12 protein-coding genes are annotated in these 13,015 nt (G+C 54.4%); 5 read left to right on the top strand and 7 right to left on the bottom strand.

What is annotated here, in order from left to right; genetic code table 11:
* Nucleotides 1–113 precede the first annotated feature (113 nt).
* From CGZ80_RS07155 to CGZ80_RS07130, 6 genes are all read right to left on the bottom strand, one after another.
* The gene (locus CGZ80_RS07155; protein WP_094412810.1) at nucleotides 114–473 is read right to left on the bottom strand and encodes a response regulator; all 360 of its coding nucleotides are present in this window, start codon (nucleotides 471–473) and stop codon (nucleotides 114–116) included.
* Entirely contained in the window at nucleotides 466–2,001 is a 1,536-nt protein-coding gene (locus CGZ80_RS07150; RefSeq protein WP_094412808.1) for a hybrid sensor histidine kinase/response regulator, read from the bottom strand. The genes CGZ80_RS07155 and CGZ80_RS07150 overlap by 8 nt, the downstream gene beginning before the upstream one ends.
* Nucleotides 1,998–2,522 carry a response regulator gene (locus CGZ80_RS07145; RefSeq protein WP_094412806.1) on the bottom strand — a complete coding sequence of 175 codons (525 nt, stop codon included), beginning with the start codon at nucleotides 2,520–2,522 and terminating at the stop codon, nucleotides 1,998–2,000. Before CGZ80_RS07145 ends, CGZ80_RS07150 begins: the two co-directional genes overlap by 4 nt.
* A gap of 377 nt (nucleotides 2,523–2,899) precedes the next feature.
* Nucleotides 2,900–4,480 carry a methyl-accepting chemotaxis protein gene (locus CGZ80_RS07140; RefSeq protein WP_094412804.1) on the bottom strand — a complete coding sequence of 527 codons (1,581 nt, stop codon included), beginning with the start codon at nucleotides 4,478–4,480 and terminating at the stop codon, nucleotides 2,900–2,902.
* A 360-nt stretch (nucleotides 4,481–4,840) separates the two neighbouring features.
* Nucleotides 4,841–6,529 (bottom strand): hypothetical protein, encoded by a 1,689-nt coding sequence (locus tag CGZ80_RS07135; protein WP_143543785.1) that lies wholly within the window; start codon nucleotides 6,527–6,529, stop codon nucleotides 4,841–4,843.
* Nucleotides 6,435–7,448, bottom strand: a complete 1,014-nt coding sequence (locus CGZ80_RS07130; protein ID WP_094412800.1) for an ImuA family protein — start codon at nucleotides 7,446–7,448, stop codon at nucleotides 6,435–6,437. The genes CGZ80_RS07135 and CGZ80_RS07130 overlap by 95 nt, the downstream gene beginning before the upstream one ends.
* A 118-nt stretch (nucleotides 7,449–7,566) precedes the next feature.
* Between CGZ80_RS07130 and CGZ80_RS07125 the strand changes: the two genes are divergently transcribed.
* Complete coding sequence (locus CGZ80_RS07125) at nucleotides 7,567–7,830, top strand: lipopolysaccharide assembly protein LapA domain-containing protein (RefSeq protein WP_094412798.1); 264 nt, start codon at nucleotides 7,567–7,569, stop codon at nucleotides 7,828–7,830.
* A 72-nt stretch (nucleotides 7,831–7,902) separates the two neighbouring features.
* Here the strand turns inward: CGZ80_RS07125 and CGZ80_RS07120 are convergent, their stop codons facing one another.
* Nucleotides 7,903–8,271 (bottom strand): hypothetical protein, encoded by a 369-nt coding sequence (locus CGZ80_RS07120; RefSeq protein ID WP_094412796.1) that lies wholly within the window; start codon nucleotides 8,269–8,271, stop codon nucleotides 7,903–7,905.
* A gap of 186 nt (nucleotides 8,272–8,457) precedes the next feature.
* On the opposite strand from CGZ80_RS07120, the gene CGZ80_RS07115 reads away from it, so the two are divergent.
* From CGZ80_RS07115 to CGZ80_RS07100, 4 genes are all read left to right on the top strand, one after another.
* On the top strand, nucleotides 8,458–8,874 hold the full coding sequence (locus CGZ80_RS07115; protein ID WP_094412795.1) for a hypothetical protein: 417 nt from the start codon (nucleotides 8,458–8,460) through the stop codon (nucleotides 8,872–8,874).
* 180 nt (nucleotides 8,875–9,054) lie between these two features.
* Nucleotides 9,055–10,194, top strand: coding sequence for a PDZ domain-containing protein (locus CGZ80_RS07110; RefSeq protein WP_158222594.1), 1,140 nt, complete (start codon nucleotides 9,055–9,057; stop codon nucleotides 10,192–10,194).
* Nucleotides 10,191–11,399, top strand: a complete 1,209-nt coding sequence (gene mutY, locus CGZ80_RS07105) for an A/G-specific adenine glycosylase (protein WP_094412791.1) — start codon at nucleotides 10,191–10,193, stop codon at nucleotides 11,397–11,399. The genes CGZ80_RS07110 and mutY overlap by 4 nt, the downstream gene beginning before the upstream one ends.
* Before the next feature lie 161 nt (nucleotides 11,400–11,560).
* Nucleotides 11,561–12,874: a cytochrome-c peroxidase gene (locus tag CGZ80_RS07100; protein WP_094412789.1), complete on the top strand. Its 1,314-nt coding sequence runs from the start codon at nucleotides 11,561–11,563 to the stop codon at nucleotides 12,872–12,874.
* Nucleotides 12,875–13,015 lie beyond the last annotated feature (141 nt).

Genomic DNA, 13,015 nt, shown 5'->3' with positions numbered 1-13,015 from the left:
GTAGAACGTTCTCAAGCGATCTCTTTAAACGGCCGTCCAAATTGAACCTGCCGCAACGGGGTCAACTCACACGCCGGCAAATGGGGCGTGTGACATCTTGCTCAACAACCGAATTAGACGATTGCTTTCACGGCTTCGTGTAAGCGTGAGAACTGAAACGGCTTACGGACGAAGAACCGCGCCCCCGCATCGATGGTGGTCCGCTGGTCAGCGACACTGGCTGACAACATAATCACTGGGATGTTGGCGGTTTCCTGATCGTCCTTCAGCACACGCAGTGCCTGCATGCCGTCCATCTTCGGCATCCGAACGTCCATTAGGATCGCGTTGGGCCGATGCTCTTTCGCCATCTTCACACCATCGGCGCCGTTCATTGCGGTGATGGTTTCGTACCCTTGAGACTTCAGCCGCAATTGGACACTGCTAGCGATTTGCTCTTCGTCGTCGACAATCAGGATTAATCGATCAGACATAACAAGTCTCCTTTGGCGCGATGGCCAAGTTGTCGACCAAGCTTCCAATCGCGTCTTCGATCACTTGCGTTTGCCCGATCTTGATCGCGATCTCTGAAAGAGGGCCTTGGGGGCGATTTCGGCTCAAAAACTCATGCTCGTTGATGATCCGTTTCTTCACACTTTCCAGCTCGAACCGCGGGGTGTTCACCAACAGGGTCCACTGGTCAGGCTTCGTGCGACACACGAGATCGTAGGGTCGCACAAGGTACCGAAGAAACGAATCCACTTCGTCAGCTTCTTCGACCGACGTGCAACTGACGTTGACAGTGCTGACGGCATCGCAAATTTCTGGCTGGAGTTTTAGCCAGTTCAAATACCGTTTGACGGTCCCGGTCGGGTGTGCGATCGGGAGGGTAAATCGAAACGTGCTGCCTTTTTGCAGTTCGCTGTCGACGTGCATCTCGCCGAAGTTCAAGTTCACCAACGTTTGGGCGATGTTCAGACCGAGGCCAAAGCCCTTGGTCGAATGATAGATCGGCCCGCTTCCCAGCTGTGAGAACCGCTGGAAAATCTCTTCGAGTTTGTCCTGTGGGATGCCGTGCCCGTCATCCGTTACCGAGAACTCGATTTCTTCGTCGGAAATCTTTCGAACAATGATCGACACATTTCCACGATCGCTGGCAAACTTCAATGCGTTGATTGTCAAGTTGATGACCACTCGACCGACTTTTTCCGCGTCGCAATAGACCTGGGGCAGGTCCGGTTCTATCTCGGTGGTTAAATTGACTTGCCTGACCTGAGCCTTTCGCATCAACGAAGACTCGACATGTTCCAAGATCTCTTCGACGTCGTGGGCATCGCGAGAAATCCCCATCACGCCGGATTCCAGACGACTGACATCCAACATGTCGTTAACCATGTTGTTCAAGTCATTGCCGCGATCAGCAATGACGTCTAGAAATCGACGCTGCTCGTCATTCACTTCGCCAACGATGCCTTCGCTGATGATCGACGCATATTCGATGATCACCGTCAACGGCGTGCGGAATTCATGCGAGATATTGTCGATCGACTGCTGGGCAGCTTCGCAAAGCTCTTGCAGTTTCGCGTTCTTGTTTTCCAACAGGTGCTTGCTTTCTTCCACATCCGCCAACAGACGTTCATTCTCCGACCACATGTGCTGCCGTTCGATCGAATGGCGAATGCTGCGAGTCAACGTGTACTCGTTCGCGTGGTCTTTGACGATGTAGTCTTGTGCTCCCCGGCGAATCGCTTCGATCGCGACTTCATCGTTCGGCAGTGATGTCAGCACAATCACCGGCGCGGTCGGAACGCGCTCGATGACATGTTCAACACTGGAAAGCCCGTCGCTGTCGGGCAGCGTTAAATCGGTCAAAATAATATCGAACGATTCCAAATCGGGCCTCGCCAAGGCGGCTTCCAAGCGAGATTCAGAATGAAAATCGACTTGTTCATGCGAGGCACGGAGTGCGCGTGAAACGAGTTCCGCGTCACCAGGGTTGTCCTCGATCAGCAGGATTCTCATTGCGCCCTCCTACGCATGCGGCGACGGCGTTTCTCAAACGTCGATCGCTCTTCCGGTGGAATCTCGGGAACTTTGACGTAACGCGAAATGACTTCCAGCAGATCGCAAAACTCGACCGGCTTAGTCAAAAACTCGTCCGCCCCAGCGCTCAGGATCTGCTTGCGGAGCTTTGGATCACGCATGCCCGTCAATACGATGACCGGGATGTGTTGCGTGCAGGCGTTTGCACGAATCGAAGAGAGGACGAACTCCCCATTACCGTTGGGCATGGCGAGGTCCATGATGATCAGGTTAGGGTGATTTGTGGTGGCTTCCCAAAATCCTTGGGTACCAAAGTACGCCGGATGGACTTCAAGTCCGTATCGTCCAAGACGTAACTGAATGGATCGTGATACATCGGGATCATCGTCGATGCACAAGATCCTTGGTGTCATATGCCCATGAGCTTGTTGAAGTTTGTCGACAGCTTTTGCGGTGGTACGTTCGAAGGTGTGTTCTTTTATTGCAGTTGCTGAAGTCATGCTGTTCTCCCAGTGAACCCAGCACGGGTATTTAGAAAATGTGAGTTCCAACCAATAGCCTTGATCTTTGACAAGGCCAACTAGAGTTCCGATTCGAATCCATTGAAGCCATACGGCTAACGGGTAAAGGCCTCTAGCGTCTCACATTGAAGGGAGGGATGACATTTGAAATTGCGGCCCGGTCAAGACGGTCGCTACATGATTTACCCTAGGGTGATTCCGTAGCAAGTCAAGCAAAAGCCAATGCAACTTCATGATCTATTCCCCCGACAATGTTCTGTCTTTAGCGGTGTTGTGCTTACCGTTGCGAAACGTTATCGCTCGCATCCGCTTCATTTGACAACGAGGTTTTCGTTGTCTGCTGCCCCCCGTAACGCCTATCCTGTCGCGACGCGACTTGGGACAACGTGGTGTGTCTGTGATGCGCCATCAATGATTTCACGCAACTCGTGAACCATCTCCTCAATGCCCACAACAGAGTCACGACTGCTCTTGATTTGAATGACGTTCGTTTGTGCGTTGCTGGCGACGCTGGCGACTTGGGCGGCGAGTTCGTCACCCGCCGCCGCAACCTCGCCGATGCTTCGACTGATCTCTGCGGTCGTCGCGTTTTGTTCGTCTACCGCGGACGCGATCGATTGTTGAGACTCCGACATATTCGCGATGATCCCTTGGATGCGCCGCACTGATGCGGTCACAAGATTACTATGCGATTGAATATCACCGATCGCCTGCGCAATGCTTTGTGTGGCTTTGCTTGTTTCATTGGCGAGGTCCTTGACCTCCTTCGCAACGACGGCAAACCCTTTGCCAGCTTCTCCCGCTCGAGCTGCCTCAATCGTCGCATTTAAAGCAAGCAAGTTCGTTTGTTCGGCCAAGCCGTTGATGACTTCAATCACACTTTCGATCTTGTGATTGCTTTCCTGCAAGTGCTCGATCGACTTGGTCGATTCCCGTGACTCCTGCACTGCCTGTTCGGCGACAGCGGCAGCACGGCTCATGTTCTCTGAGATGTCTGCGATACTCGTTGACATCTCGTTGGATGCCGATGCGAGCGCACTAACGCTGGACGAGATCTCGGCAACGGAAGCGGACATGGCTGATGAATCAAACGACGTTGATTTGACAGACTCCTCCAGACGATCGCTTAGCTCATGTAACGCGTGTGTGGCATCTTCGATCGAATGTGCTGACCGGTACAACCGCGATGTCACCGTTTTTTGCAATGCGAACCAGGTCAGCGCTCCGGTGAACAACAGCCCTATCAGTCCGACACCGATCACGCTAGAGAGTTGCTCGGCGACCGCCGCGTCTGCTTTATCCAGCGATTGAATGATTTCGAAGGCACCTTGGATCTGACCTGGCTTCCAATTTTCCATCGCAAAGCCTGACGGGTCAGTTCCGTCGGTGCTTCCCCATTGCGTTTCCGCCGTTGCCGGATCACCGTGACATTTTAGACAGCTCTTGGAAACATGAATCGGCCGAAAGTAGTGCACACGATTGTTTGCGTCATCAATGACGATGTGCTCTTCGAGCCCTTCACTACGCAACGTATCAAGAGCTTGTTGCTCGAGCGCATTGGGTTTGTGTTTTTGATCACGGGCACTCTCTGAAGGGACGCGAAATTGGTAGTCACCCTGTTCTGATTGGTCGGTGGCGGCATGTGCCGCGGCGACGACCGGAAGCAACGGCATCGCTTCGTCATTGCGTCCCGCTTTGATCAGGGCGAGGAATTCGTCATGGCTGATAATTCCGCTTTCCCAATCGCGTTTGCGCTGCTGCTCTGCCGCTTCCGTTTCTAGGCAGATCGTTCGCGCCTTGTCGATCGTCGTCGCAAGTGCCCGTTGATGACAGTCTCGCCGGTACATGTAAACGATCGCCGCAACCATGACGAAAGGCCCGGCAATGCAGATACCAACAACGCGATACTGCAGCGGCAAATCTGTGTAGACACGCACTCCTCAGTCCCCGAATGATTGTGACGACAACACGACATCTCATCTTGCTTTGGCAGTCGCTCGCCTACGTCACGACGATCCGTCGAACGAAGAGATTGATTTCAACTGCCGCTTATCACACGAAGGCATCGATCGACAGGATCGATGCATTGAAGCAACTACTTCAGTCGGGGCATTGGCCGAAGGTCGCTCGTGATCACAAGACGACTCTAGGACGCGATCGAGAACTCCTGGAACGGGCGGTAAGCATTCCCGCTAGATATCCACGGAGATTCTCCCTAACCGATGGTAAACCATCAGCGTTGAGGGTTTATGCTTTCACAGATGCGAAACAGATGAGCGTGCGTTCGCCGACGTTCATCAAGTGAACCTGCCATGCAGAAACCAGCTTCCCGATTTCAGATCTCGATAGACCCACCACAACTCACCACGGTCGGTCTCGATCCGATAGTAATCACGACGAACTGTCGGTCCTTCCCACCAACCGGTTTCGATACGTTCAGGTCCCCACCAGTACATCACCTGATGTGTGTTGCCTTGATAACTCAATTGTGGCAAGGACTGCCCCTGGTCCTTTGACTTTGGTGTAACGGCGAGTTCAATCGGACGACGTAACAAACGCAGGGGCCGACGCCGAGCATCGGAAGACATTGCGATGCGAATCGCATCCGCGCCAGCCACGCGTGCTCGCTTGCTGGTCAGTTGGGCAAGTGAACGACGAGTGTGATGATCGGTCAGTGAATAGGTTTTGAACGCTCGCTCCGGCAACGGATTGTTTGCCAACCTGACACCCAGAACTGCGTCACGTCCAAGCCTCCCTGAAAGCGAATCGACTAATTGCGCGAGCGAACGATCGGCATGGGTTTTGTCCGAAAGTGCAAACTCGGTTTGCGCAAACAACGAGTTCTGCCGGCTTCGTAGTGGTTCGCTTTGGAGCACAATTAAAGTCAGTTGACGCACCGGCGTGGAGAGCTTTAGCGTTTCCACACTAGAATTAACTAATTGATGTAGATGTTTTCCGTCAAGTGTTGGGGCAAACAGTCCGATAGTGGTAGATAGTTGCGAGCGACCAATCAGGTCGAGGCGACAAACCAATCGTAGTGCCCCACGTTGGTTTGTCGCCAAGCTCGCGACAACCTTCTCGACCACCTGTTCAAGATGGTATCCGATGATCTCTTGATCGTCCGTTGGGTATTCCAGTTCACAAGTGGAGGCGACCTGTTGTTCTAGATGTTGTACATCGAGCGGCAGTTCAATTTCACCACTGGCTTCTGATATCCGTTGAAGCAGCGGTTCGCCAAGTCGTCGCGCCAGACCTGCGCGTGGTAATCGAAGCAACGCACCGATCGTTGTGATTCCCAACCGATCGAGTGTGTACTTGGTTTCCGTTTCGATTCGGAGCCCGTTGACGGAGAGTGCTACAAGATCATTGACCAAATCCTGCGACACGAAATCGGGGGTTGGGTTGTAGTGTGAGTGTGCCCACGCGGCGGCGGCATTGTCGGCGATCGCTAGCCGACCGGCAAGAAAAGTCGCGGCCAACAATTGATGAACGGTACGCAGCACGCCTTGCTCGTCATCAAACAGATGCGTGACACCGCTAAGGTCACAAAGGATTGTTTCCGGTTCGGCCAGCAACATGCCTGCCCACGGACGCTTCGGAACTGTTTCGATCGCAACCATCGGAGTGACGGTCGCTTGAATCTGATCGACGACCTTTTCTAGAGCGATGCGATCAGCAACGGGATCATGTTCGATCGCGATCGGTTCGCAGATCTCGGTTTGTTGTTGTGAACTGGCTCGCCGTACCAATTCGGTTGCCTGCGCGATCGCAATGGCTGGTCGAACGCCCAGTCGGGCGGACCTTTCGCAACACCCAACAACAACGCGTCCACGTCGTGGATCGTTTTTCCAGAGGATCACCGGTTGGTTCAGCAGACTTGTGCCGGATTCGTCAGGACGCTGTGCGTGACGTTCTTCGTGCCGCCACTCGCTTCGCAGCCGCTGGATTGGCCAGTTGTGAAGCCAGACGCTTAGCAGCCGTTTCATGTCGCTGTGGATCGCTGGATGGGACAGGATGTAGAACGCCCGAATCGTCAAAGCGAACGTCAAGCTGTTTGCCGGCTTGGCCCCCACGAACTCGATCCAGCGTGACAGAGATCACTTCGGAATCGCGTCCCGACGAAAGCCGATGTCGTGGCGAGAGACGCTCGGGGGTTTGCAAACGTTTTCGTTCCGCAACGTAAAATTGTGTTTCGGCAAAACTGGGCAGGTGTCGTGCTTGAAAATTTCGGATGAACAGGCCCGGCGTGTTACCGGTTTCCGCCGCCAATTGCAAACGACGCCCATCACGATCATCCAGCCGCATTGGCAAGCGAGCGAGCACTGCGGCGACAGCGCCTGAACGCAACGCCTGGTCGATCGCCCAAAGCGCGTCATCGGATCCCCGTGGGCGTAGCAAAATCATTCGCTGAGCAGGGACCCCCAAGGCAACCGCAGCTGGCGGATAGAACGTGCCTTCGCAATCGACGATCACAAGCGGTCGGGACGTGACAGCATCGAGGCGGCAAGCAGCGGCCCGTAGCGAGAGCGATTCGGCGGCAGCACTCTCATGCGCGGCAACCCACTCCGTCAGCGTGCCCGGATGCAGACCGTTATGGGGCAACCAGACATCCATGGCCGAGCAACCGGTCGAAAACGTTGGCTCAGCCGCATTTCGGGCCGTGCTAACACAACCGACTTTTGCCCGCAACGAACGCAGCACCTCGGCTTGGGAAAGCGGTGCGCTGAGCAAATTTGCAGCCGGGGCTGGTTCAGACGCCTTGCCCACAGACACTTTTTTGGCAAGGTTGGCAGCAGCGGTCGCCTTTTTTGCAGCCGTTTCCGGGAGCGCGGTTCCGATGGGTGCATCCGTCGCCGATTGCGACCGAGGCTCCATAAAAGAAAATAAATGCTGCTCAATTGCCATTTCGGTTCATCCAGAAACGAATGGTTCTGAAAACGAAAACTCAAAAACCCAGTGCAAGCATATCCGATGCTAGCATTGCGGCTTCCTTTTTCCAGACTTTAGTTGTTGGGTCAGTTCAATGTGGGCGCGAATTCGATGGGGGCTGATCATCTCCGGCATTTTGGTGCTGGTGGTCTTTTCGCTTGCCAACACCGCTGCGGTGGACGTGCGAATGCCGCTGATGTTTCAGATCAGTGTTCCCCTGGCCATGCTACTCGCCCTGGCAGGTTTGATTGGGTTTATGGTTGGTGCACTCTGGACAGCCTGGATGCTGCGTCGGAGATCGGCCCAAGTGTCTAAAAAGGGGGCCAAACCGATCGCTGAGTCTCCGATCACTAGCTAGCGGCACCGGGGAGGCGGGCTTTTGCTCGAGGCCAGATTCCGGATTGTCAGAATTTCAGACCGATGAGAAAAATTAGGAAACTTGAGCCAAATGGGTGCCTTCTGCACGCCGAGCCGCAGCCCGTGACAAAAATTCTTCACGGCGTTTGGCCACCAATTGGTAGCGAAGCAGAACGAGCCGGGCCAAATCCCCCATTCGGTGCAGGTTGTCGTCACCGGCATCTTGACTGGCTGAAGTGATCGACCGAGTCGCCGCAGCAACATTCGTGTTTCCGTTTTGGCCGTTGTTTCTTGCCATCGCGGCCTTTCGCTTTTCCGACTGGGTTGGCTGACCCGATTGTGCCGCGGGAACGATCGCGACCGCTGGGGGGGCACTAGCAGCCGAAACGGGTGCAACAGCGGTGGTCAGCGAATCGGTATCGAAGAGCATCAGTTGCGTCATGACAGGGCTCCGGGCAAGACAATTCAGCGAAATGTTTTTTGACCAGCCGAATTGGCTGATTCGTATGGCTGAATGATCGAGACGTGCATGACACGTGAGGTCACGTCCCAGAACACACTGTCAGAAAAAAAAAGAATCGGCTAAAATCAGTTCGTTGAAATACTCCACTGACAGGAACCATTGCCAATGGCGACCGCCGAAGAAGAAGACATCGATTTCAAAATTTCGCCAGAAGACCAGGATGAGCACAGCTTTGTCACCATTTGGAACATTGCCTCGGCGACTTGCGACGGAAAACTCGAAGATACCCGGGCCCTGGCGTCCAAACTGCTGAACTTTCTCTGCAAACGGGACTGCGACTTCGTCGTCTGCAGCTCGTCCAACATCGAATACCTCGACGAAAAGTTCGAATCGGACAACAAAGTCCTTTACGACTGGAAACCGGAGAGTGAGTACGTCGATTTGGTTTCGCAGCACGCCGAAGTTCCAGGCAAGGCTTTCATGTCCTTCCTGAAAACTCACAAATTCAATCCTTCGACCAAGTACAACCCTCGTCGCGCAGATCGCGTGACCTGGTTCAACGATCGTTGGTCGATCGGTTAACCCTCGCGTAAGCCCCGCTCCGTTTCGACGGACGCCCCAAAACAGGGACACCTGTGAATGACGCAACGAACGATTCCGGCCTCTCATCGGCGAGTCGGCACTGTATTTTTACAGGGGGCGTTTTTACGGGCGGGGTTCGCAATCGTCGCTACGGCGACCTGCCTTTTTCCTCAGCCGGCTGTGTTTGGCCAAGACGAATCCCGTCCGGCTGAGGGTTCGAAACCGCCGACAGTCGGTGAATCCTCAATAGGCTTCGCCGAGTTGGCTCCCAAGCCACGCCAACGCACCCTTGAGCAGTGGGCACAGGAGCTGACTAGTGATCGTTTCCGTATTCGGCAGGCCGCAAAAGAAGCTTTGATTCAAGGCGGTTACGAAGCGGTACCCGCCTTGCGGCAGATTCTCGACGAAGGGGAACTCGATTCGACCGAGGCCGTCGTCGGGATCTTAGCCAAAATCGCCGAGAACGAACCGCCCTGGAAACAGGACGGGGCAATCGCCACGCTCGAGCAAATCGCCGGAACCGGCTTCGGAACCAAAGCGACGATTGCAAAAAGCGTCTTGAAATCGTTTAGCGAAATCCGCGACCTCCAAGCACGACAAGAACTGGCGAAAGTCGGTGTGTTCGTCGGTGAGGAAACCGTCGCTCTCGGGGCTCGCAGTCGCGCGCAACAGGTCATCCGTATTGACGACGGATGGAGCGGAGACGCAAAGCTATTGGCCTGGATTCGATGGCTGAAAGGAACTCCCTATGTCATTGTCCAAGGTGACGCGGTGCGGGCGGACGTCTTCGAATCGGTCATTCGATTGCCCGAGGACATGACGTTGATTTTGATCGAAGGTCAGCTTTCTCTCGAAGCGATTGACGTTCTTAAAAAACGCGACCGTATCGATGCGATTGAAATTCGATACATCCCGTTGAACCAATCGCTCTTGTCGCAACTTCCATCGCTTGGCGTTCGACAAGCATTGCACCTAATGGGCACAGGCACCAAAAACGACCAATTGGAACAGTTGCGTGTCGCAATGCCCGGTGTCGCCGTCACCACGCGCAGCGGCGGATTCCTAGGCGTGATCTGCCGAAGTTTGGATCAAGATTATTGCGAGGTCGACGAGGTGATTCCGGGAAGCGGCGCACACCAAGCTGGCATTCTTGCCGGCGACATTGTGATTCGCATCGACGACACAAAGATCTCGCGATTTGATGATCTACAGCGTCAAATCAACACGCACGTACCGGGCGACGAAATCAAAATTCAAATTCGCCGATTCCAGCAAGTGATCAGCACCACTGCGGTTCTAAAAAAACTCGAGACGCAATGACGGATTCGACGGCACGGAAGCACAAACCCAAATCCAGTCGATCCAAAACTGTTGCCAAGCAATCGGAACCGATCGAAGTTCCCGTCGACGAAATCTGGACGGACTCACGCTGGCGAAGCAATCTCCGCCGACGTCTGTTGGCTTGGTTTGACGACAACGCGCGTGTTCTGCCATGGCGGAGCGAGCCGACGCCCTACCGTGTTTGGATAAGCGAAATCATGTTGCAACAAACGCAGGTTGCAACGGTGCTGCCGTACTATGAACGCTGGATGAAGCGTTATCCAACGGTCGCAAGCCTAGCCAATGCAGACGAACAAGATCTGATGCGTTTATGGGAAGGGCTCGGCTATTACCGGCGAGTTCGCTCCATTCACGCCGCCGCGAAAAAGATTGTCGAAGTCCACGACGGCGAATTTCCAACCGACGCCGAAAGCGTGTTGGCTTTGCCGGGAATCGGCAGGTATACCGCCGGCGCGATTTTGTCGATCGCCTGTGATCAGCGAATGCCGATTTTGGAAGGCAACACCCAGCGCGTTTTCAGTCGCTGGGCTGCATTGCGAAGTTCGCCTACGGAGAAGGACAGCAACAAATGGCTTTGGCAATTCGCAGAAACAATGTTGCCCAATTCTGACTGTGGCACCTTCAATCAAGCAGCGATGGAAATCGGTGCTCTCGTATGTACGCCAAAGAATCCCAATTGCGATGCCTGTCCGGTCATGACGCTTTGCCGAACGGCGGCCGCAGGACTGCAGCAGGAAATCCCCGGCAAGATCAAACGAATTCAGTACGAAGATCGATCGGAGTTCGCGTTGATCCTTTCACGCCAGCTTGGAAAAACGCAGCAGTACCTTGTGCGGCAATTGCCAAACGATGCGCGATGGGCGGGACTTTGGGACTTCCCCCGGCCGACTGATGTGCAAACCGCCACGGTCGAAGAAGCTTCAACATGGATCGGGTCCCAAATCGGCGCGGCTGTGCGTCCTGGCCCACGTCTGAAGACAATTCGTCATGCGGTGACAAAATATCGCATCCAATTGCACGTCCATTCCGCAGCACTCGATGCGCCTACCCCCAATCCGATCGCTTCTGACCAATGGCAATGGGTTGGTCAGGATCAGTTGGCGGAACTTCCAATGAGTGTGACGGGCAGAAAAATAGTCGATCTGATCGTAAAATCTGATCAACCGCTTTTACCGCTCGGCTAAAGTTTCGCCCATCGGCGAATTGCGGTTTACAATGACGCTCGAATCACTCGATTAATTTTTGCGGCGACCGATCCTCGGACATCCGCCTTTCAACGCGCCCGACGCGTTCCCACCTCGATTCGTTTCTTTACGACCAACTGCTACCCCACGACTATCCAGCGATGACCAACCACAACCGATCCGTCCTTCGTCGGACGCTTGGGGCGACGATCCAACGTCCCGCATTGACCCTGCAAGCATCCCTACGCGCTGCCGTTGGGGCAGCAGCACTTGTCGGCGTCAGCAGCTTTGTCGGGCATGTCGATGCCGCCGACGCGATCGGCAGCGTCGTCCTTGGTGCTGATGACGAACTGCTGGCGGGTATTCCTGGCGAGGGGTTGTTGACGGTCGAGCAAGCAGAAGAGTGGATGTCCAAAGACGGCATTCACGAACCACTGACGTACGAGCTTCCCAAAGGCATGGTCGCAGCCTCTGGCAATATCTTCGTCCCAGGCGACAACCCGATTACGCGAGCAAAGATCGAGCTGGGACGTCAGCTCTACTTTGATCCACGCTTGTCATCAGACAACACCATTTCATGTGCGTCGTGCCATAACCCGGCGGAAGGCTACGGTGCCCAAACCCGTTTTGGTGTCGGAGTCGACGGACAAGAAGGCGGCCGGAACTCACCCGTCGCTTACAACCGAATCGTCAGCAAAGAACAGTTCTGGGATGGACGCGCCGCCAGTCTCGAAGACCAAGCCGTTGGTCCAATTGCCAACCCGATCGAAATGGGCAACACCCACGACGCCTGTATCGCCGATTTGGCCGCTCACCCGGTTTACAAAGCCGAGTTCCAGAAAGTCTTTCATGATGGCGTGACCATCGAGAACGTCGGTCGTGCCTTGGCAACTTTCGAGCGTGTGCTTGTCACCGGACCAACTCCCTACGATTTCCAAAAGGAACTCGAGACCTTCGAAACACTGTTTGCGGATGACTTGGAATATCTTGACGAAGAGCCCGAGTTGAAAAAGCAGTACGACGCATTGAAAGTTGCCGTTCAAAAGCACCCAATGAGCGAATCGGCAAAACGCGGCATGAAATTGTTCTTCGGCAAAGCCAACTGCACCGCGTGTCACGCCGGCGCTAATTTTACGGACGAGCAATACCACAATCTTGGTGTCGCGATGGATGTCAAAGATCCAGACCTCGGACGCTACGTCATCACGAAGGCCGACAAAGACAAGGGTGCCTTCAAAACGCCGACCCTTCGCAATATTGCCTTGTCGCCGCCTTATATGCACGACGGCAGCCAAGCCACCTTGGAAGAAGTCGTCGCGTGGTACAACAAAGGCGGGCACCCCAATGAGTGGCTGAGTGACAAAATGAAGCCGCTGAATTTGACCGAACAAGAAGAAGCCGACGTCGTCGCGTTCATGAAAGAAGGCTTGACCGGTTCGTTCCCGAAAATTCAGACCGGTCGTTTGCCGCTGTAGTCAGACGCAGACAGAAAACCTGAAACCCAAAACAAAACGCCCGACGAACTCGCCGGGCGTTTTTCATTTTCAATGACAGGCTACTGACTCGTTTTGGCAGCCTGTTGATTTTCGCGTGTCGCCTTTCGCTCCGAGAACGTA

The sequence above is a fragment of the Rhodopirellula sp. MGV genome, from assembly GCF_002251265.1.
Classification (GTDB): Bacteria; Planctomycetota; Planctomycetia; order Pirellulales; family Pirellulaceae; genus Stieleria; species Stieleria baltica_A.
This window is presented reverse-complemented; position numbering and strand designations above follow the sequence as displayed.